This window comes from Caballeronia sp. LjRoot29, from assembly GCF_964252755.1.
GTDB lineage: Bacteria > Pseudomonadota > Gammaproteobacteria > Burkholderiales > Burkholderiaceae > Caballeronia.
The window spans coordinates 1-19261 of record NZ_CAXUPU020000026.1 but is presented as its reverse complement, the minus strand read 5'-3'; the positions used below and the strand labels follow the sequence as shown (position 1 = coordinate 19261).

Annotated in this window: 21 protein-coding genes; 15 read left to right on the top strand and 6 right to left on the bottom strand. The window is 61.5% G+C overall.

All coding sequences use genetic code 11. The annotated features are described in order from the left end of the window. Window positions 1–7 precede the first annotated feature (7 nt). Together ACSQ83_RS24505 and ACSQ83_RS24500 are read right to left on the bottom strand one after the other, a co-directional pair. The gene (locus tag ACSQ83_RS24505; RefSeq protein WP_414952390.1) at window positions 8–850 is read right to left on the bottom strand and encodes a DUF1365 domain-containing protein; all 843 of its coding nucleotides are present in this window, start codon (window positions 848–850) and stop codon (window positions 8–10) included. Beyond that, window positions 847–2139, bottom strand: a complete 1293-nt coding sequence (locus ACSQ83_RS24500) for an NAD(P)/FAD-dependent oxidoreductase (protein ID WP_436229913.1) — start codon at window positions 2137–2139, stop codon at window positions 847–849. Before ACSQ83_RS24500 ends, ACSQ83_RS24505 begins: the two co-directional genes overlap by 4 nt. 306 nt (window positions 2140–2445) lie before the next feature. On the opposite strand from ACSQ83_RS24500, the gene ACSQ83_RS24495 reads away from it, so the two are divergent. The 3 genes from ACSQ83_RS24495 (at window position 2446) to rfaE2 (ending at window position 5531) form a co-directional block, all read left to right on the top strand. Next, window positions 2446–3477, top strand: coding sequence for a MerR family transcriptional regulator (locus ACSQ83_RS24495; protein ID WP_436229912.1), 1032 nt, complete (start codon window positions 2446–2448; stop codon window positions 3475–3477). Window positions 3478–4016: 539 nt separating this feature from the next. After that, complete coding sequence (locus ACSQ83_RS24490) at window positions 4017–4889, top strand: ferritin (RefSeq protein WP_089165566.1); 873 nt, start codon at window positions 4017–4019, stop codon at window positions 4887–4889. A 159-nt stretch (window positions 4890–5048) separates the two neighbouring features. Continuing rightward, window positions 5049–5531, top strand: a complete 483-nt coding sequence (gene rfaE2 / locus ACSQ83_RS24485; protein WP_436229911.1) for a D-glycero-beta-D-manno-heptose 1-phosphate adenylyltransferase — start codon at window positions 5049–5051, stop codon at window positions 5529–5531. A 33-nt stretch (window positions 5532–5564) separates the two neighbouring features. Here rfaE2 and ACSQ83_RS24480 read toward each other — a convergent pair whose 3' ends face one another. The 3 genes from ACSQ83_RS24480 to ACSQ83_RS24470 are packed head-to-tail and all read right to left on the bottom strand — an operon-like array spanning window position 5565 to window position 7574. Then, window positions 5565–5804, bottom strand: a complete 240-nt coding sequence (locus ACSQ83_RS24480) for a hypothetical protein (protein WP_414952394.1) — start codon at window positions 5802–5804, stop codon at window positions 5565–5567. A 13-nt stretch (window positions 5805–5817) separates the two neighbouring features. Continuing rightward, complete coding sequence (locus tag ACSQ83_RS24475) at window positions 5818–6630, bottom strand: type III pantothenate kinase (RefSeq protein ID WP_436229910.1); 813 nt, start codon at window positions 6628–6630, stop codon at window positions 5818–5820. Beyond that, window positions 6627–7574: a biotin--[acetyl-CoA-carboxylase] ligase gene (locus ACSQ83_RS24470; protein ID WP_436229909.1), complete on the bottom strand. Its 948-nt coding sequence runs from the start codon at window positions 7572–7574 to the stop codon at window positions 6627–6629. The genes ACSQ83_RS24475 and ACSQ83_RS24470 overlap by 4 nt, the downstream gene beginning before the upstream one ends. 194 nt (window positions 7575–7768) lie before the next feature. On the opposite strand from ACSQ83_RS24470, the gene ACSQ83_RS24465 reads away from it, so the two are divergent. The 9 genes from ACSQ83_RS24465 to ACSQ83_RS24425 all read left to right on the top strand — a co-directional run bounded on the left by ACSQ83_RS24465 (window position 7769) and on the right by ACSQ83_RS24425 (window position 15903). After that, window positions 7769–8902 (top strand): MlaE family ABC transporter permease, encoded by a 1134-nt coding sequence (locus ACSQ83_RS24465; protein WP_436229908.1) that lies wholly within the window; start codon window positions 7769–7771, stop codon window positions 8900–8902. Continuing rightward, entirely contained in the window at window positions 8902–9780 is an 879-nt protein-coding gene (locus tag ACSQ83_RS24460) for an ABC transporter ATP-binding protein (RefSeq protein WP_414952398.1), read from the top strand. Before ACSQ83_RS24465 ends, ACSQ83_RS24460 begins: the two co-directional genes overlap by 1 nt. A gap of 75 nt (window positions 9781–9855) precedes the next feature. Next, on the top strand, window positions 9856–10824 hold the full coding sequence (locus ACSQ83_RS24455) for an MlaD family protein (protein ID WP_436229907.1): 969 nt from the start codon (window positions 9856–9858) through the stop codon (window positions 10822–10824). Between the two features lie 145 nt (window positions 10825–10969). Continuing rightward, window positions 10970–11590: an ABC-type transport auxiliary lipoprotein family protein gene (locus ACSQ83_RS24450; protein ID WP_436229966.1), complete on the top strand. Its 621-nt coding sequence runs from the start codon at window positions 10970–10972 to the stop codon at window positions 11588–11590. A 159-nt stretch (window positions 11591–11749) separates the two neighbouring features. Beyond that, window positions 11750–12925 (top strand): VanZ family protein, encoded by a 1176-nt coding sequence (locus ACSQ83_RS24445; RefSeq protein ID WP_436229906.1) that lies wholly within the window; start codon window positions 11750–11752, stop codon window positions 12923–12925. Between the two features lie 68 nt (window positions 12926–12993). Next, window positions 12994–13326: a (2Fe-2S) ferredoxin domain-containing protein gene (locus tag ACSQ83_RS24440; protein WP_031357137.1), complete on the top strand. Its 333-nt coding sequence runs from the start codon at window positions 12994–12996 to the stop codon at window positions 13324–13326. Between the two features lie 11 nt (window positions 13327–13337). Beyond that, window positions 13338–13970, top strand: a complete 633-nt coding sequence (locus ACSQ83_RS24435; protein WP_436229905.1) for an alpha/beta hydrolase — start codon at window positions 13338–13340, stop codon at window positions 13968–13970. A 339-nt stretch (window positions 13971–14309) separates the two neighbouring features. Continuing rightward, complete coding sequence (locus ACSQ83_RS24430) at window positions 14310–15521, top strand: D-alanyl-D-alanine carboxypeptidase family protein (protein ID WP_436229904.1); 1212 nt, start codon at window positions 14310–14312, stop codon at window positions 15519–15521. Between the two features lie 109 nt (window positions 15522–15630). Further along, window positions 15631–15903 carry a DUF493 family protein gene (locus tag ACSQ83_RS24425; RefSeq protein WP_213764724.1) on the top strand — a complete coding sequence of 91 codons (273 nt, stop codon included), beginning with the start codon at window positions 15631–15633 and terminating at the stop codon, window positions 15901–15903. Here the strand turns inward: ACSQ83_RS24425 and ACSQ83_RS24420 are convergent. After that, complete coding sequence (locus tag ACSQ83_RS24420; RefSeq protein WP_436229903.1) at window positions 15887–16867, bottom strand: transcriptional regulator GcvA; 981 nt, start codon at window positions 16865–16867, stop codon at window positions 15887–15889. The genes ACSQ83_RS24425 and ACSQ83_RS24420 overlap by 17 nt on opposite strands. A 122-nt stretch (window positions 16868–16989) precedes the next feature. Here ACSQ83_RS24420 and ACSQ83_RS24415 point away from each other — a divergent pair, with 122 nt between their 5' ends. The 3 genes from ACSQ83_RS24415 (at window position 16990) to lipA (ending at window position 19206) form a co-directional block, all read left to right on the top strand. Next, complete coding sequence (locus tag ACSQ83_RS24415) at window positions 16990–17316, top strand: DUF2917 domain-containing protein (protein ID WP_436229902.1); 327 nt, start codon at window positions 16990–16992, stop codon at window positions 17314–17316. 116 nt (window positions 17317–17432) lie between these two features. Next, entirely contained in the window at window positions 17433–18182 is a 750-nt protein-coding gene (gene lipB / locus ACSQ83_RS24410) for a lipoyl(octanoyl) transferase LipB (RefSeq protein ID WP_436229901.1), read from the top strand. A 13-nt stretch (window positions 18183–18195) separates the two neighbouring features. Further along, window positions 18196–19206: a lipoyl synthase gene (gene lipA, locus ACSQ83_RS24405; protein ID WP_414952407.1), complete on the top strand. Its 1011-nt coding sequence runs from the start codon at window positions 18196–18198 to the stop codon at window positions 19204–19206. The last annotated feature ends 55 nt before the right edge of the window (window positions 19207–19261 follow it).

The following is a 19261-nucleotide window of genomic DNA, read 5'->3' as shown; positions in this document are numbered from 1 at the left end:
TTGCAAGTCACCTGGTCGGCAATTCGGCCCGCTCGTGCGAAACGTTCGCAGCCGGCGGAGTGGGTTTGCTCTGGAATGGCACGCGTTTGAAGAACAGCTTCAGCGCTTGCCAATGAATTTTCGCGATGACGCCGAACGTCATCAGCGGGTAACCGAAGAACACGCGCAGCACGTTGCGGGCATCGAGCGGACGTGCGCTTCCGGCGATGCTGGTCAGCAGCAACGGACCTTCGCCGTCGTCGTAGTCGATGCACGCGAGCGAGCGCATCGGCTTCCCGCGTTTCGGCGATGCAAACATGAAGCGGAACGTGTAGTGCCCCTGCACCTTGCAGAACGGCGACACGTGGAAAACCTTGGTGGCGGTGAGCGGCACGCCGTTCAGGACGCCGTTGCCGGGATCGAGCAGGTAGCAATGTCGCTCGCCGAAGGTGTTGTTCACTTCGCAGACTACGGCGCGCAATGTGCCGTCCGCGCGCTCGCAGAACCAGAAGCTGACCGGGTTGAATACGTAGCCCAGGACGCGCGGGAATGTGTGCAGGAAGATTTCGCCGGTGGCGTCGTGGATGCCGTTTTCATGCAGCATCGATTCGATCCATCCGAGCGGCGTTTGTCCCTCGGCGCCGTGGTCACTGTCGTAAAAGCTTAGCAAGCCGAATCGATTTGTAGAGAACCAGCGCGAGTGTTGTTGCGTACCTTGGGCGAGCCTTGCGGCGCGTGCGCGCAAAGGTAGCCGTAACGTGTAGACACCATAGGAAAACGCGTTGCGCGCCGGGCGCAGGCGCTTGTGGCGCACGGAGCCGACGAGCAGCAGGTCGGGGGTATCGAAGGATTGCGAGGCGGGCGTACTCATGCTGCAAGCGCCGGTTCATGGTTGTCCAATGCCGCCGCGATCGCAGTCAGCTTCGCGGCCGCTTCCAGTCCCGACTTCAGGCCGTCCTCATGGAAACCGTAACCGGTCCACGCCCCCGCGAACCACGTGTTGCGTACGCCTTGCATCGACGGCAAAGAGCGTTGGGCCTGGACCGCGGCTTGATCGAAGACGGGGTGGCTGTAGGCGAACTCGCGCATTACCGTATGGCGACGCGGCTCGCGGACCGGATTCAGCGAGACGATCACCGGCGTCTTGAACGGCAATGGTTGCAGTTTGTTGATGAGGTAATGCACGCATAACTGTGGCTCGTCGCCCAGCTCGCCGGTGCGGCTTTCGTAGTTCCAGGCCGACCAAGCGCGTTGTGCCGGGAGCAGCGACGTGTCCGTATGCAACACCGCGCGATTGGGCGCGTAGCCGATCGCGCCGAGCGTCGCCGATTCATCGTGTGAAGGATCGGCGAGGAGGGCCAATGCCTGGTCGCTATGACAGGCCAGCACGACGTGATCGAAGTGCTCCAACCCGCGCGTGCTTTCGATCTCCACGCCGTGCGTACTGCGTCTTATCGATGTCACGGGCGCACTGACGCGGGCGTCGCCTATGACGGGCAACATCCGCCGCACGTATTCGCGTGCGCCGCCGTTGACGGTGTGCCATTGCGGCCGGTCGTTGACTTGCAGCAGCCCGTGGTTGTGACAAAAGCGAATCAGCGTGCCGATAGGAAACGCCATCATCTGCGATGTCGAGCATGACCAGATCGCGCCGATCATCGGCAGCAGGTACCAGTCGCGGAACGCCATCGAAAACTTTTCGCGTTCGAGAAAACTGCTGACGGGCTCGGCGAGTTGAACGTCTTTTCCCGCCAGCGCCAGCGCGGTGGTTGTGCGGTTGAAACGCAGGATATCGGCCAGCATGCGCAGAAACGCCGGGCGCAGCAGATTGCGGCGTTGCGTGAAAACCGTGTTCAGGTCGCTGCCCGCCCACTCCAGCCGGCGATCCGTCAGCGATACGGAGAACGACATATCGGTCGCGGTGGTGGAGACGCCGAGCTCCTCGAACAGCTTCACCAAGTTCGGATAAGTGCGGTGATTGAAGACCAGGAAGCCGGTATCGACGCCGTGCGTGATGCCATCGAGTGTCACGTCCACCGTGTTCGTATGACCGCCAAAGTAGTCATTGGCCTCGAACAGCGTTACATCGATACCCGCCTTCGCCAGCCGATATGCGCACGCGAGTCCCGAAATCCCCGCTCCGATTACCGCAACTTTCATGACGTTGCTCCGTGTGTCTTGGTTTTTTGTGTCGACTGCCTGATGGCCCTAACGGCTCTTTGTCTGGCGCTACTGGCGGGTGCTCATGCCGCGCTCAAGTTGAATTACGCAATTTCGGCCGCGATGGATGCACGCCGCCGGAATAAAACGACCTTTCATCGACAATGTTTTGTCCACCATAATTAAGAAATTTCGTCTATGATGAATAATGGTGCGAGTTTGACAGAAAGTCTATAAATTAAGGTGTAGAGGCGGATTTCGCTCCATTTGCTTCATTAACCAATTTACGTATCCAAGGATTTGTCCATGACAAATACATCGGAAACCGATCTGTCCTTGAACGGTACGGCGGCCAGCGAGACAGAAATCGGGAGCCTGATACCGGTGGTTCCCGACCCTACGGGCGCGGCGGAAGACAGTGCCGAAACAGGCGTGACAGGCATCGGCATCGGCGCGATTGCCAACGAGATCGGGCTGACCAAGGACACGCTGCGCGTCTGGGAGCGCCGCTACGGCTTCCCGCAACCGTTGCGGTCATCGGGCGGCGAGCGGCTTTATCCGCAAGAGCAGGTGACCAAGCTCCGGCTGGTCAAGCGCCTGCTGGATGCGGGCCACAGGCCAAGCAAAGTCCTGCCGCAATCCATCGCACGGCTGCAGCAACTGGCGGAAGAATCAGGCGTGGGACGGGACGCGCCGGACACGGAACTTGACCGGCTCGTTGAACTGCTGCGCGTAGGCCGATACGACGATTTCCGCTTCGAGTTGCTTAAGCGCGCCACGCACGAAGGGCTCACGCGCTTCGTTCTCGATGTAGCCGCGCCGTTGACGGCGAGAGTGGGTAATGCGTGGGCCGCAGGCTCGCTGCAGGTCTATCACGAGCATCTGTTCAGTGAAGCCTTGCAGGTCTCGCTGCGCTCGCTGATGCGTCCACTCTCCGAGGCTTTGCGCGGGCGCGGTACCCACCCGCGGGTGCTGCTCACCACGCTGGCGGGCGAGGGGCATGGGCTAGGCATCCTGATGGCGGAGGCCATGCTCGCGTTGGCCGATTGCGAGTGCATGGGGCTTGGAACGCAGACGCCGCAGCAGGACATTGTCGACGCCGTCCTGGCCCATGAAATAGAGATCGTGGCGCTGTCGTTTGCCGCTTCCATGCCGGCGCAGACCGTGATCAACGGGCTTACGGAATTGCGTGCGGCATTGCCTTCGGAGGTCGCGATCTGGGTGGGCGGCAGCAGTCCTGCGTTACGACGCAAGCTTCCTGATGGCGTGTTGAACGTCGCGGGGCTTGGGCCAATTAGCGACGTTGTAGCGGAGTGGCGCCAGAGCGCCATGCTATGATCGACGGGTTTTTTTAATGCATTGACCTTTCGTCGGTGCTTGATACCGCGAGCTTACTCAGGCATGACTGAGAACACGATTCACGGTCAGGCCGGGGGGCGTGGGGTAAAACATGTTGCGCCTTGTGCCTGTCACGCGCCAAAGGCATGCTTCATGCGGCGTGCATGGTAGTGATCGGCGTAATCGGCAGTGCGGTAACGGTCGCTTGGGCAAGAGTCTCATCAAGCATCAAATTTTTATAAAGTATCAAAAAAGGCTTTAAACGAGCTGCATCACGGCTCGCGCTTCGTACTTACCTCAGGCACAGGGTTCGCTCCTCACCCACGGTAGATAGTGCAACGCCGCTGACTGCCGCGTTTGCAACGGGCAAAAAGTCGCAGAGGGACGCGACAGGCGCTTCTTTACCGTTTTTGCATCTGGGCGCCTGATTCCCGCGTAAAATTGAAAGCTTCGCTGCTGGCGGCGCGGATTCCCGTGCGAGCCGGCTACAGTTACAACAGACAGAACTGTCGCACTACGTTGCAAACCAGGGGTGGACTATGAACACGATGCTTTATCCGGAACTGTATAAATCGCTGGAATCGGTTCGTTGGGACATGGAGAAAGATATTCCCTGGGACAAATTCGACTCGGCGCTGCTTACCGACGAACAAGCCAAGACCATCAAGATGAACGCGATCACCGAATGGTCCGCGTTGCCCGCCACGGAAATGTTCCTGCGCGACAACCATAACGACAGCGATTTTTCGGCGTTCATCAGCGTGTGGTTCTTCGAAGAGCAGAAACACTCGCTCGTGCTGATGGAATACTTGCGCCGCTTCAAGCCTGAAATGGTGCCGACCGAAGCCGAACTCGACGCCGTCCGCTTCGAATTCGACCCCGCTCCCCCGCTCGAAACGCTCATGCTGCACTTCTGCGGCGAGATCCGCCTGAACCATTGGTATAGGCGCGCGGCCGAATGGCACACGGAACCGGTGATCAAGCATATCTACGAAACCATTTCGCGCGACGAAGCCCGTCATGGCGGCGCGTATCTGCGTTACATGAAGAAAGCGATGACGCAAACCGGTGACATTGCGCGTGCTGCGTTCGCGAAGATCGGTGTCCTGATGGCATCGGCACGGCGCACGGAAAAGCCGCTGCATCCGACCAACCTGCACGTGAACCAGGCGCTGTTTCCGCGCGACACAATCCAGTCGCGTTTGCCGGATCCGGAATGGCTCGAACATTGGCTCGACGAACAAATTCGTTTCGACGACAGTTGGGAAAAGAAGGTTGTCGAACGGATCCTGCATAACTTGTCCATCCTGTTCGAACGCTCGTTCGCCACGGCGCAGGAGTTGAACCGGTATCGCAAGGAAGTAGTGTTGCGCCTGCAGGCTGCACAAGCAGCATCGCAACTGCCGGCCTGACCGGAATTACGATTTGTTGTTCTGAAACAGCCCGCCGGTTTGTGACCGGCGGGCTGTTTGTTTATGAAGGATGCGCTCCATGCGCAAACACGCCGTGGGTTAAACGTGCTGGCGCGCGTGGCACACTACGGTCCTTCGAAACCCTCATTATTGATAGACATGCCCGCTCCTTTCGAACGCAAGATCATGACGCGCGATGCGCTCGCTGCTGCGCGCCCGCAATTCACATCGCCGGTGGTTTTCACGAATGGCGTCTTCGATATCCTGCATCGCGGCCATGTGACCTATCTCGCCGATGCAAAAGCGCTAGGCGCAACGCTGATTGTCGGTGTGAACAGCGATGCATCGGTGCGGAGGCTCGGCAAGGGCGACGATCGGCCGATCAATCGCGAAGATGACCGCATGGCGCTGCTGGCCGCGTTGGAAAGCGTGGATTGGGTGGTGAAATTCGAGGAGTCGACGCCGCTGGAACTCATCGGCGAGTTGCATCCGGACGTGCTGGTGAAAGGCGGTGATTACGATATGGACAAGCTGGCGGAATCGGCGCTGGTGCGAAGCTGGGGCGGCAAGGCGCTGGCCATTCCATTCGAGCACGATCGCTCGACGACCGCGTTGCTCAAGAAAGTGCGCACGCAGGGATAACTGCGTTGGCCGGAAACAGGGCTTAACAGCGGCTTATTGCGAGAGCGGCGCAGCCTGCACGGCGGCCGCGGGCGCCGGACCGCCGACTACAGCCTGATCAGCGGCTTCTTCAGGGCTGATCGGGCTAACGCGTACCAGTTCCGGATGGACTTGCCGGTCGAGATGCTGCGGTTCGCGTCCGCCGGCCGACGGCAGCGGTCCAAACACACCTTGCACGACAACGAACATCAACAGGTTTGCCAGAAATAACAGGGCGAGAAACCAGCGCAGCATGGAAAGCGCTCCATCAATCAGGTGAACGGGAAACGGCGGCTTCGCGGGCAATCAATGCAAGCCCGGCGAGCACGAGGGAATCGTGACGAGTATGCGGCACCTTGAGCGCGCCCGCCACTTCACTGGCGCCCCCGCCGCTGAGAATCAGGCGCACGTCGTTGTTCCATTGGGCGCGCAGATCCTGCCACGCGCGTTCTATCAAGCCAGCTTGCGCGAGCAAACATCCTGACGACAAAGCCGTACGCGTGTCGGTCGCGAAAATGCCGCTGGACGAGCTGATCGCGTGGCGGGCGGTGTCGGGCAGAAGGGTGGGCAATTGAGCCGTGTGGGTGCCGAGCGATTGCATCATCAGCAGCCAGCCCGGAGCAATCAGGCCGCCTGTGAAGGTGCCATCGGCGAGCAGCGCTTCAAGCGTCGTCGCCGTGCCGATAGTCGCGATCAGCAGGTTATCGCCGGGATACGCCGCGTGCGCGCCAATCAGGCCGCACCATCGGTCGCTGCCGAGCTTCGACGGTTCCGTATAGCGGTTCGTCACGCCTGATTGTTGGGCTTGCGCGCGCACGATCGTGCGGGGCATGCCGGGCCAGCGTGCATCAAGAAGGGCGGCTATCCGCTCGCCCACGCGCGGTCCCGCAACATTAGAAATCCACACGCCCGCCGGCTTCGGCAAGCTCGACCAATCGGCTATATCCGTCAGAACGGCTTCAACGCCGACGTGTTCAAACGCGCCGGCGTTCAGCGTTTCGTTGGCATTGGCCGCGCTCACCAGCGACCACTTGATCCGGCTGTTGCCTGCATCGATAAGCAGAAACGGTGCACCACTCACGGCCGCTGCTCCGCAAGCCGCAACGAGACGTCGCCGGTGGTGGCGGTCCGCAGACCCGTTGGTGTATCGATCTGCAACTGGCCGTTATCGTCGATACCCACCGCCAAACCGCGCGCCACTTCCACACCTTGCTCCAGCAGCACCACCTCGCGCCCCGCGTAGGCGTGCGCGGCGAGCCATTGCTGGCGAAATGGGCGGAAGCCATCGGCGGCGAAACGCGCGAGGGTGGCATCGAGCGCGTTCAGGACGGCGGCGAGGGTCTCGGTGAGATTTGCTTCGGGCCACGCGCGCGACAGGGACGCCGGCGTATTGCCCGGCACGGGAAGGGCGTTTCGACGCTGAGCTTCATCCAGTTCGGCCGCCAATTCCGCTGCGCCATGCAGGTTGATGCCGATGCCAATCACCACCGCGCTCGCCCGCGGCGTGTTCCACGCGGTTTCGATCAGGATGCCGGCGAGCTTGCCGTCGTCGAGCAGGATGTCGTTCGGCCATTTCAGCGCGAGTCTTGCCGATGCCGCCAGCGGCAAGCCATTCAGTGCGTCGAGCACGGCTGTGCCGACTGCGAGGCTCAGACCCGCGAGCCCTTCCAGCGGCCGTGGCAGCACGCAGGCGGTAGAAAACAACAACGCGTTGCCCGGTTGCGCCACCCACGCACGGCCCCGACGGCCCCGGCCGGCCGTCTGCGAGTACGCAACCCGCACGAACGGCGTGCCATCGGCGGCCTTCAGCGTCGAACGCGGCGAGAACGAGTCGGGCGCCGAGGCTGACGTCTTGTTGCGAGGCTGTTCCTTGAGCTGCGCCATCAGGTCAGCGTTGGTAGAGCCGGTTTCATCGACGATCTCGATCGGCCAGTCGCGCACCGGCCGCGCGGCGAGCGACATGAGCCGGTCGAGGTCGATCCGCCAGGCGGCGTCGAGCGGAAAAGACGAGTTGGATGAGTTCATATCCGCATTGTAGCGATCTGGCGCCCGGGAGCCGGGCGGGGAAACACGCACAACGACACGCACGTTGGTCGTTGCAACGTGCCTCGGCGCCGAAACCCTGGCCGGTTGGCCAACGCCCCGCCTGTTCGAGATTCCATGACGTACCTTCGCTACAATGGCTTCTCCCTCCACCCTACCCGGAGCGCTTTCAAGCCTTGAACTTCGACACTCCGCCCGGCCTGAAGGTCGAGTCCGGCCAGCAGGGCAAGGTTGTCCGGCTTTCCGGCCAGTGGACGGCGTTCGCACTGGCGCGCGATCACGCGAGCGCGAAACGCGGCGTGGTGGACCGGCTGCGCAGTGTCGGGCAGGAGGCCATCAAGCAATGGGACTTGCTGCCAGTCGAGCGGCTTGATCACGTCGGCGGGCAGGCGCTGTGGCGCGTGTGGGGCCGGAAGTTGCCGGAGCGCGTCACGCTCTCGGACACGCAAAGGGAAATTTTCGAACGGGTCGCGTTGCTCGACGCGAATCGTGACGAGCCCGAACAGATTGATCGTGTCGATCCCATCACGCGCTTCGGCCTGATGCTGTTCTCGTTCTTCGAGCATTTGTACGGCGGCCTCGCCCTGTTCGGCGGATTCGTGCTCGACCTGATCGGGCTGGCGCGGCGTCCGAAGCGTATTCCGTGGACGGAAATCTCCGCGAACATCTATGCCGCAGGCACGCAGGCGCTCGGCATCACGGCGCTCGTGGCGTTTTTGATCGGCATCGTGCTGAGTTATCTATCGGCGCAGCAACTGCGCATGTTCGGCGCGAATCAGTACATCGTGAATATCCTGGGGCTTTCGGTGATACGCGAGCTGGGGCCAGTGCTTTCAGCCATCCTGGTCGCGGGCCGCTCCGGTTCCGCCATTACCGCGCAGATCGGCGTGATGCGCGTGACGGAAGAACTCGACGCCATGCAGGTCATGGGCATCCCTCACGGCTTGCGGATCGTCTTGCCGCGCGTGTTGGCGCTCGGCATTGCCATGCCGCTGCTGGTCATGTGGACCAACATGGTTGCGCTGCTCGGCGGTGCGCTGGCGGCGAAGCTGGTATTGGGTATCGACTTGTCCTTTTTTGTGCGCTCGCTGCCGTCCGTCGTGCCGATCGCCAACCTGTGGATCGGACTTTCCAAGGGCGTGGTGTTCGGCATGCTGATCGCGCTGGCCGCGTGTCACTTTGGCTTCCGGATCAAGGCGAATTCGCAGAGCCTGGGCGAGGGGACGACGACCTCGGTGGTGTCGTCCATCACCATCGTGATTCTCGCTGACGCGGTGTTCGCCATCCTCTTCCAGTCGGTGGGCATCTGATGTCGGCTACCCTTGCATCCGCCGTTCGCGACAAACCTACGCCCGTCACCACGGAACCGGTGATCGAAGTCGTGGACGTGACGAAACGTTACGGCCGCACGGTGATTCACGAACACCTGAACCTCGAAGTGCGGCGCGGCGAGATACTTGCGTTGCTCGGGGGCTCGGGCTCCGGCAAAACCACGCTCGTGCGGCAGATGCTCGGGCTGGAGTCGCCCACGTCGGGCACGATCCGAGTGCTTGGCGACGAGTGGGCGAACATGGACGACGAAACCGCGCGCATCCTGCGCACGCGCTCCGGCATGATGTTCCAGCAGGGCGCGCTGTTTTCGTCGTTGTCGGTGTACGACAACATCGCGCAGCCGTTCCGCGAACTGGGCAAGATTCCGGAGGACCTGATCCGCGAGTTCGTGATGCTCAAGCTGGAAATGGTCGGGCTGTCGTGCAAGAACATGAGCAAGATGCCGTCGGCGTTATCGGGCGGCATGGTCAAGCGCGTAGGGATCGCGCGGGCCATTGCGCTTGAACCCGAACTGCTGTTCCTCGATGAACCCACGGCAGGGCTGGACCCGAAGGCATCGGATGAATTTGTCGACCTGATCGCCACGCTGCACCGGGCACTGGGCTTGACCGTGGTTCTCGTCACGCACGATCTCGACACCATGGTCGCGCTGTCCACGCGGGTGGCTGTGCTGGCCGAGCGTCGCGTATTGGTGGCGGCGCCCGTGGAAGAGGCGGTGGCCGTGGACCACCCGTTTATCCGCGAATATTTTCTCGGGCGGCGCGGCAGGCGCGCGTTGCAGGCGCTGCCGCCCGAGCGCCGCGCAAAATTACCGGCGGTTGCACTGGAAGACGCGCCATGCGGTCCCTCACTCTAGCCGTTCTTACGAGCGTTCTCATGAACGGTTTTCAGGAAAGCTCTGGCAGTACGTAGTAAAAAAAGGAACCTGCTGATGGAAAACAAATCCCATGCGTTCTGGGCCGGTCTGTTCACTATCGGGCTGTTGGCCGCTATCGGCCTCGCGGTGTTCTTTTTCAACGTGGACCGCACCGTGCGCGTGCCGTACGACCTCGTGGCGCGCACTAATGTGACGGGTTTGTACACCGATGCCGACGTTCGCTATCGCGGCCTCGGCGTGGGCAAGGTGGAATCCATCAAGTTCGATCACGCCAATCCGGGGCAGATCCGCATTCGTATCGAGGTCGACAAGAACGCGCCGATCACGCAATCCACCTTCGCCACGCTCGGTTTCCAGGGTGTGACGGGGATTGCATTCGTGCAACTCGACGATACCGGCAAGAACACGGCGCCGCTGCCCTCATCGCCGCAAAAGGTTGCGTCGCTGCCGTTGCGCCCGGGCTTGTTCGACCAGTTGCAGCAACGCGGCGACATCCTGATCAGGAAGTTCGAACGGATTGCCGACGACGCAGACAAATTCATGTCCGACGACATGCGCGATCAGGTGCAGCAAACCGCGAAGAGCTTGCAAGGTGCAGCGGACAGCATTGCACTGCTGAGCAAGCAGGTCGGCCCGGTAGCGCAGCAACTGCCTCATACGCTGAATCAACTGGACCGCACGCTCGCGTCGACCAATGCGCTTGCGAATAGCTTGAGCCGGGCGGACGGGCCGTTCGTGACCAACATGAACAAGGCGGGTGAAGCGGCTGAACGTGCCGGCCGGGCGATGAACGAAGTCAACGAGTCGTTGCAGGAAATGGCGGCGCGCGTGGGTTACGAGACATTGCCGCGCGTGAACTCATTGGCCGATGACGTGGGCAGTGCGGCGCGCTCGGTGGATCACGCTGCGGAAACTTTCAACCGGAATCCGCGCAGCGTGCTGTTCGGCGCGCCGCAGCCGGCGCCAGGGCCTGGCGAGCCGGGTTTCCAGTGGCCGACGGCGCCATCGAATTCGTCGAAATGACGGTGTGAATCGAGCCGTGCTACATGACGCAGAAGCGTCGGCGCCCGGTCCGCTGCCGAAGCGTTTTTTGATCTAGGAATAGGGAACTGTGATGCCACACACGATCTTGCAGGCGATGCGCTATCCCAAGCGTGCTGCGCGCCCGCTGCCGCGGGCGCGCTCCGGTTTTGTCAGGCTCAGCCTGGCCGCGCTGGCCTGCGTTGCCATGCTCGCCGGATGCGCGTCGGGGCCGCCTGCGGCTATATCGAATATTCGCTACGACCTGGGTGCGCCCCCGCAGCTGGGCAACACCATGACCATGCCTCCAGTGAAAGTGCTGGCGGTGAGCGCCGCGAAGAACCTGGATACCGATGCGTTCGTGTATCGCCTGAAATATGCCGACGCCCAGCGCACCGCGATCTATGCGGACAGCCACTGGACCATGTCGCCGGCGGACTTGCTCACGCAGCGTCTGCGCGCGGCGCTGGCCTCGCGCGGACCTGTCCTCACAGGCGCCGACGCCGTGCGCGCGCCCACGTTGCAGGTCGATCTGACGGACTTCGAGCAAGTCTTCGATGCCCCCTCGCAAAGCCACGGCGAGGTGTCGGCGCGGGTGACGTTGTCGCAGCATGGGCAGGTGGTCAGCCAGCGCACGTTCATCGCGCGGGCGCCTTCGTCCACGGCCGATGCCGCCGGTGGCGCGCGTGCGCTTGCCGCCGCTTCCGACGACCTGATCGCGCAAATGGCGGCATGGCTCGGCGTGCAGCCGCTGGTCGCTTCGCAATGACAGCGTTGCAAGTCGCGAGCTGCTTCAGGACCGCCCGGTGATTACCATGCAGGCTGGCACGGCGCGCTGCGTTCTGGAACGAAAAAGAACGCGAGAACGAATGCATGGAGCAGGGCAAAGAGCAGGGCAAGGAGCAGCGCAAGGACAAGGGCGGCGCGCATGATTCTCAAGCATTGGCAGCGTCGGCCGTCTGCGCTCTCGCGACAGGCGCTGGCGGTTTATACAGTTCTGATCGTCTATGGGTCGCTGTATCCGTTTTCCGGCTGGCGAACCCTCGGAATCGGACCGTTTGCGTATCTCACCGATCCGCTGCCGCAATATCTCACCGCGTTCGACGTCATCACCAACGTGCTCGGCTACATGCCGTTCGGCGCGCTGGCCGTGCTTGCGCTTTATCCGCGCTGGCGCGGCGCGGTTGCGGCGGGCGTGGCGTTTATCGCCGGGGCAATGTTGTCGGGTTCGATGGAAGCCGTGCAGACTTATTTGCCGACGCGCGTGGCATCGAATCTCGACTTGGCCGCAAACGCGCTCGGCGCGCTGCTGGGCGCGGCGCTCACCGCGCCCGCGACCAGCATGCTGCTCGACCGGGGTTTGCTGCGCCGCATGCGTTTCATGTGGTTCGAGCGCGATGCCGCGTACATGATCGGCTTATCCGGGCTCTGGCCGTTCGCGGCCATGTATCCCGCCCCGTTCCTGTTCGCTGTCGGCGATTTGCCGCGCGTGCTGTGGTCGAGCATCGATCCCGTGATGCAGGACACGCTGCTCGCGTGGGCGCCCGCCGCGTGGAATGTCGTGGCGTGGCCGGCGCATCTGGGCGCAAAGCTTCCCGACGACGCCTGGGAAACGCTCATCACCTCACTGAACCTGTTTGCCGCGCTGGTGCTGGCCACGTTGCCCATGCGCAGCCGCGCGCCACGCGTGAGGCTGCTGCTCGGCCTGATGATCGCGACACTCGCCGCGAAAGCGGGCGCGACGTTCCTGCAGTCGCGCGCCGGGCTGACGTTTGACTGGGCGACCGACGGCGCCATTGCCGGCATAGCGTGCGGCACGCTGGTTGGTTTGCTTTCTCTGCGATGCTCGCGGGCGTGGCGTGCGACGCTCGCGGGTGTTGCGCTTATCGTGGCATTGGTGCTGGTGAATCTCCTGCCCGTCAATCCGTACTTCGATATCGTCCTCGCCGACTGGCGCCAAGGGCGCTATCTGCATTTCAATGGTCTTTCGCAGTGGCTCGCGTGGGTGTGGCCGTATGCCGCGCTTGGCTGGCTGGCATCGACTGCGGAGCGCGCATTTCTGGCCCGGCGGCGTGCCGGCGGCGAAAAGCGCCGGTCGTTATAATCGGTTCAAAGCGACACAAAAACGCGACACAAAACCCCCACGACATCAATCCTCTTCCGGCCAAGCTCATGGACCCGTTCTACAAATATCACGTGTTCTTCTGCCTGAACCAGCGCGACCCCGACGCCGCGCGTCCAAGTTGCGCGAATTGCAACGCGCAGGCCATGCAGGAGTACGCGAAGAAGCGCGTGAAGCAGCTCGGGCTCGCCGGCGACGGCAAGGTCCGCATCAACAAGGCCGGTTGCCTCGAGCGCTGCGAGCTGGGACCGGTGGTTGTCGTGTATCCCGAAGGGACCTGGTACACGTATGTGGATGAAGCGGATATCGATGAAATCGTCGATTCGCATCTGGTGAACGGCAAGATCGTCGAGCGTTTGCTGCTCGATCAGCCTGTTGTCTGAGGCCTCGCGCAATGAACGCACAGACTGACAGGTTCCTGATCGACGGACCGGTGGGCAAGATTGAAGTCGCGCTGGATCGTCCAGCCGATGGCGCCGCCACGCGTGGCATTGCGCTGGTTGCGCATCCGCATCCGCTGTACGGCGGGACGATGGACAACAAGGTCGCACAGACCCTCGCGCGCACGCTCGTGCAGCTTGGGTACATCACGTATCGATCGAATTTTCGGGGCGTGGGCGAAACGCAAGGCGAGCACGACAACGGCACGGGCGAACGTGATGACCTGCTGGCCGTGGTCGCTCATATGCGCGCGCAGCCGGACCAGTCAGATGTCCCGCTGGTGCTCGCCGGTTTCTCGTTCGGGACCTTCGTGATGTCGCATGTGGCGAAGCACTTGCGCGACTCGGGCGAGGTCATCGAACGGATGGTGTTCGTCGGGACGGCGGCGAGCAACTGGCAGGTTGCAGAAGTGCCGGACAACACGCTCGTGATCCACGGTGAAGTGGATGAAACCGTGCCGATCAATTCGGTTTACGAGTGGGCCCGGCCACAAGAATTGCCCGTGGTGGTGATTCCCGGCGGCGAGCATTTCTTTCATCGGAAGCTGCATGTGCTGAAGAAGATTATTGTCGATGCATGGCGCTGAGTTCGCCTCGCCTTTACGCTTAATTGAAACTTCACGAATACAAACCCTCTGTTGAATAAATGCACGGCGCGAGGCTTTCAAAGGCTTTGCGCCGTTGTCGTTTTTATCGATGTTTTTGTTCCTGTTTTCACGAATCCCCGGCACATCCAGCCACTTTCGCGGCAAAAGCGGTTTGACGCACGCGTATAATGGCGCAGACTTTTGCGCGACCGCTTGTCGATTTAGCGCTCGCCGTAGCGCTCTACTGGACTGACCCTCCGCCTGTACAACCCGCGCGTTGCGTATTTCCTTGAAGGGAATGCCTGACTCGCCGATGTTTTTTTCTGCCGATCCGAACCTATGCGCTTTTCCCCTTCAAGCTTGTCTTTCGTCGCACCTTCCTCCATTCATCGCGCTGTCACTGCCGCTATCGTTTTGCCCGCCACACTGGTCGCGGCAACTGCATTTGCGCAAGTGCCGCCGCCGGATGTCACGGCGCGTTCCTGGGTTCTCGTCGATGCAACCAGCAATCAGGTGCTCGCCTCCGGCAATCCGGACGAGCGCTCGGAGCCGGCGTCGCTGACCAAGCTCATGACCGCTTATCTTGTCTTCGACGCACTCAAGTCGAAGAAGATCAACATGGACCAGACGGTCATGCCGAGCGAAGCCGTGCGCCGCGTGGGCACGGACGAGTCGCGCATGTTCATCGAAGCGAACAAGCCGGTGACCGTGCACGATCTCGTGTACGGCATGATCATCCAGTCGGGTAACGACGCGGCTATCGCGTTGGCTGAACTGGTGGGCGGTAGCGAGTCGAACTTCGTCGCGTTGATGAACGCGGCGGCGAAACAGATTGGTATGAAGAATACCCATTTCGCCGATGTGAACGGCATGCCCGACCCGCAGCACTACACCACTGCGGGCGATCTGGCCGTGCTGTCCGCGCGCCTGATCCGCGATTTTCCCGAGTATTACGGCATCTTCTCGGTGAAGGATTTCACCTATAACAAGATCAAGCAGCCGAACCGCAACCGCTTGCTGTGGATCGATTCCACCGTCGACGGTCTCAAGACCGGTCATACCAAAGCCGCCGGATATTGCCTGATCGCCTCGGCCAAACGTCCGCTGGAAGGTGTGCCCGACGCGAGCCGCCGTCTGGTCGCCGTGATGATGGGCGAGCCGAAAGAGCACAACCGGGTGCAGGACAGCCTGAAGATGCTGAACTACGGCTACACGGCTTATGACGCCGTGCGTCTGTACAAGGCGGGTCAGGTGATCGATTCGCCGCGCGTTTATAAGGGCACGGAAAACCTGGTGAAGGCGGGCGTGGAGACGGATCAGTACATCACCGTGCCGAAGGGCATGGGCGACAAGGTCAAGCCGACCGTCACGCACAACGACACCATCATCGCGCCGATCAAGAAGGGCCAGCAGATCGGCACCGTGAAGATGATGGCGGACGGCAAGGAAGTTGCGCAGTTCCCGCTGGTCGCGTTGCAGGAAGTGCCGCAGGCGGGTTTTGTCGGCCGGACGTGGGATTCGCTGCTGATGATGTGGCAGAAGAAGAAGTAAACAGAAGTAAACAGCCGGGCATGACGGTGTTGGATTTATTCGATCCGGCTCCATCTATGCAAGCTGTAAGACGCCTGGGCGGACCGGGCGTCCTGTGATGGAGAACACCATGAGCTCACCCGATATCGACGCCCTGTTCGATTTCCCCTGCGATTTTCCGATCAAGGTAATGGGCGCGACGCATCCGGAATTCCGCGATGCCGTCGTCACCGTGATCCGCGAATTTGACGACCAGTTCGACATCGAGCGCATTGAAGTGCGCCCGTCGTCGGGCGGCAAATATACCGGCCTGACCATTACCGTGCGGGCGCAAAGCCGCGCACATCTCGACGATATCTATCGCGCGTTGACCGGTCACCCGATGGTCAAAGTGGTGCTTTGAGCCGGAGCTCCGGCGCGGCCCGTGGCGGCCGCATCGGAGCATCGCAGGCAGCCGGCGTGCACTCGTAGAGCTGCCTGAAGCGCATGATTTCGTCGAACAGCCAGGTGCGAAAGTGTTGTACGCGTTGCGTTTCGAGCAACGCGTGCGGGCACACGAAGTAGTAGTTCCACGGGCTCGGCCCGTCTACGTTGAACAGCCGTACAAGCCGTCCCGCCACGATTTCCTGCATGGCAAGCGACCGGCGCACGAGCGCGATCCCCTGGCCTTGAATGGCCGCCTGCAGCAAATTCGACGAATCCTCGTATAAAACCCCGCGCTTCGGTTCTGGCAAGTCCACGAGTCCGGCTGCGTCGAACCACGGTTTCCAGAGCTCGTCGTGCGAGCGCAGCAGCGGCGCGTCGGCCATGTCGGCGGGCGTGCGCGGCAGCTTGCCGCCATTGAAGTTCGGCGAACACGCGGGGAAAAACACTTCGTCGAGCAATTCTTCCGCATGCAACCCGGCATATTTGCCGATGCTGCTAAAACGGATGGCGACGTCCACGTCATCGCGCGTGAAATCCGTCAGGGTGTTGGTCGAGAGCAGTTCCAGGTTGATTTCCGGATGCTCTTCGATAAACCCCCCTATCCGCGGCGTTACCCAGCGCGCCGAAAACGACGACAGCATCGACACCACCAGCCGCCGGTCCCGTTCCCCCGAGCGCAGGCGGCGCGTGGCTTCGGCGAGGGCGGAAAGTGTGGCGCGCACTTCGGTGGCGTACTGGCGGCCAATGTCCGAGAGGCGGACGCGTTTGCCGTCGCGAGCGAATAGCGTGACGCCGAGATCAGCTTCGAGCGCGCGGATCTGGTGGCTGACGGCGCCGTGGGTGACGAACAGTTCGTCGGCGGCGCGTGAAAAGCTTTCATGACGCGCCGCGGCTTCGAAGGCGCGCAGCGCGTTGAGGGCGGGGAGTTGTCGAAGGTCCACGGGCGTTCACTCGAGTTGTCTATGTGAATTTATCTCACAAACCGAAGAAAATTGCTCGTTTTGCTTAAAGCCATGCTGAGCCTATCTTATAGCCATCAACACGATTTTTGGCGGAGGCTGTCATGCGAGAAATATCCACAAGCATCACGTTTGAGATTGGCGATGGCGAAACGGTTCCGATGAAGATTGGCCGCAGCGTCAGGCTGGTCGTTCAAGGTGCACCGGTGTGGGCCACGCGTAGTAACGATACGGAAGATTACTGGCTTGTGCCAGGCGATAGCCTGAAGCTGCGTGAACATGAGCGGCTGTGGCTGAGTACCGAAAAGGGGCGCACCGCGCAGGTCGTGTTCACGTTGGCGCCGCGGGCGGATCAGCAGGCGATTGGCTGGCTCGCGCGCCGGTTCGAGAAGCTTGCTGGGCGGTTCCGGTCTGGATGGCGGACGGTTTAAACGAGGGTTTGGTCGCGTCGGTGGACCCGAGGGGTCTGCTGGCGCGACCGCCGCGTACGCACCCCGAAAACCTTCCATCGGCGCGGATAACCGAATTTCGGTAAACTAACGGGAATATGTCCGCCCAGCCGGTAATAACTCCCCATCTAGCATCAACAGATTGCTCCGTCCCTGGCGCATCGACTCCTTCGGTCATATTCCGCTGGCGCGGGCTCGAGCCCTACACGCAAAGCTTCGACGCCATGCGCGCCTTCACGGACGCGCGTACACCCGACACGACCGATGAAATCTGGCTGGTCGAGCATCCGCCGGTTTTCACACTCGGCCTGGCCGGCGACCCCGCGCACCTGCTCAATCCCAATAGCGATATCCCGCTCGTCAAGGTCGATCGCGGCGGCCAGATCACGTATCACGGCCCCGGACAAGTCGTCGCGTACCTGCTGCTCGACCTTCGGCGCCGCAAGCTGATGGTCCGCGAACTCGTGCAGCGAATCGAGGGCGGCGTGATCGAAACGCTTGCATCGTATAATCTTGTAGCGGAACGCAAGGAGCGCGCGCCGGGCATCTACGTCGCGCCGACACCGTCGCAACTCGCCCATGCAGGCGCGAAGATCGCAGCGCTCGGGCTGAAAATCCGCAACGGTTGCAGTTATCACGGTGTGAGCCTCAACGTGAAAATGGACCTGCAACCGTTTCTCGCGATCAACCCGTGTGGCTACGCCGGCCTCGAAACCGTCGACATGGCAACACTCGGCGTGGTGGCAGACTGGAACGACGTAGCGCAAACGCTGGCTGAAAACCTCACTCACCATATCGGCGGCCATCGCGCGACCGCCGCCCAACCACAGAACGGCGTGGCCGTCTGAATGGACCGACCGAATGACTGATGTAACTGGAAATCTGGCTGGCAGCACTGACGCATCAACCCCTGTTGCCGTCCCCTACGACGCCACCGCCAAGCAAAAAGCGCAGGCGAAAACGGCGCGCATCCCGATCAAGATCATCCCGATCGAAAAGCTGAAAAAGCCCGAGTGGATTCGCGTGAAGGCCGCCACGGGCAGTTCGCGGTTCACCGAGATCAAGCAGATCCTGCGTGAACACAACCTTCATACGGTCTGCGAAGAAGCGAGCTGCCCGAACATTGGCGAATGTTTCGGCAAGGGCACCGCGACCTTCATGATCATGGGTGACAAATGCACGCGTCGTTGCCCGTTCTGCGACGTGGGCCATGGCCGCCCTGATCCGCTCGATGCCGACGAACCGCTGAATCTCGCTCGCACTATTGGCGCGTTGAAATTGAAGTATGTGGTGATCACGAGCGTGGATCGCGACGATCTGCGTGACGGTGGCGCTGCGCACTTCGTGGAATGTATCCGGCAAGTGCGTGAGCATTCGCCGATGACGCGCATCGAAATCCTGACGCCGGATTTCCGTGGCCGTCTGGATCGTGCAATCGGCATCCTGACCGCCGCGCCGCCCGATGTGATGAACCACAATCTCGAAACGGTGCCGCGTTTGTACAAGGAAGCGCGTCCCGGTTCGGATTACGCGCATTCGCTGAAACTGCTGAAGGACTTCAAGGCGCTGCATCCGGAAGTCGCGACCAAGTCCGGCCTGATGGTCGGCCTGGGTGAAACGGAAGAAGAGATCCTTCAGGTCATGCGCGATTTGCGCGAGCATAACGTCGACATGCTGACGATCGGCCAGTATCTGCAGCCTTCCGAGCATCATCTTCCGGTACGTTCGTATGTTCATCCCGATACGTTCAAGATGTACGAGGAAGAAGCGTACAAGATGGGCTTCACGCACGCGGCAGTTGGCGCAATGGTTCGTTCGAGCTATCACGCCGATCAGCAAGCTCACGACGCGGGGTTGGTTGGCGCTATGTAAGTCTTTTGGCTTGGTTTTGCTAGTAAAAAAACCCACGGAAACGTGGGTTTTTTCG

Bases quoted from the DNA above. Each gene is read 5' to 3' on its own strand.
- ACSQ83_RS24505 (WP_414952390.1), bottom strand. From the start codon at position 850: ATGAGTACGCCCGCCTCGCAATCCTTCGATACCCCCGACCTGCTGCTC.
- lipA (WP_414952407.1), top strand. From the start codon at position 18,196: ATGACTGATGTAACTGGAAATCTGGCTGGCAGCACTGACGCATCAACC.
- ACSQ83_RS24435 (WP_436229905.1), top strand. From the start codon at position 13,338: ATGAACGCACAGACTGACAGGTTCCTGATCGACGGACCGGTGGGCAAG.
- ACSQ83_RS24445 (WP_436229906.1), top strand. From the start codon at position 11,750: ATGATTCTCAAGCATTGGCAGCGTCGGCCGTCTGCGCTCTCGCGACAG.
- lipB (WP_436229901.1), top strand. From the start codon at position 17,433: ATGTCCGCCCAGCCGGTAATAACTCCCCATCTAGCATCAACAGATTGC.
- ACSQ83_RS24490 (WP_089165566.1), top strand. From the start codon at position 4,017: ATGAACACGATGCTTTATCCGGAACTGTATAAATCGCTGGAATCGGTT.
- ACSQ83_RS24470 (WP_436229909.1), bottom strand. From the start codon at position 7,574: ATGAACTCATCCAACTCGTCTTTTCCGCTCGACGCCGCCTGGCGGATC.
- ACSQ83_RS24455 (WP_436229907.1), top strand. From the start codon at position 9,856: ATGGAAAACAAATCCCATGCGTTCTGGGCCGGTCTGTTCACTATCGGG.
- ACSQ83_RS24430 (WP_436229904.1), top strand. From the start codon at position 14,310: ATGCGCTTTTCCCCTTCAAGCTTGTCTTTCGTCGCACCTTCCTCCATT.
- ACSQ83_RS24495 (WP_436229912.1), top strand. From the start codon at position 2,446: ATGACAAATACATCGGAAACCGATCTGTCCTTGAACGGTACGGCGGCC.
- ACSQ83_RS24480 (WP_414952394.1), bottom strand. From the start codon at position 5,804: ATGCTGCGCTGGTTTCTCGCCCTGTTATTTCTGGCAAACCTGTTGATG.
- ACSQ83_RS24415 (WP_436229902.1), top strand. From the start codon at position 16,990: ATGCGAGAAATATCCACAAGCATCACGTTTGAGATTGGCGATGGCGAA.
- ACSQ83_RS24460 (WP_414952398.1), top strand. From the start codon at position 8,902: ATGTCGGCTACCCTTGCATCCGCCGTTCGCGACAAACCTACGCCCGTC.
- rfaE2 (WP_436229911.1), top strand. From the start codon at position 5,049: ATGCCCGCTCCTTTCGAACGCAAGATCATGACGCGCGATGCGCTCGCT.
- ACSQ83_RS24440 (WP_031357137.1), top strand. From the start codon at position 12,994: ATGGACCCGTTCTACAAATATCACGTGTTCTTCTGCCTGAACCAGCGC.
- ACSQ83_RS24500 (WP_436229913.1), bottom strand. From the start codon at position 2,139: ATGAAAGTTGCGGTAATCGGAGCGGGGATTTCGGGACTCGCGTGCGCA.
- ACSQ83_RS24425 (WP_213764724.1), top strand. From the start codon at position 15,631: ATGAGCTCACCCGATATCGACGCCCTGTTCGATTTCCCCTGCGATTTT.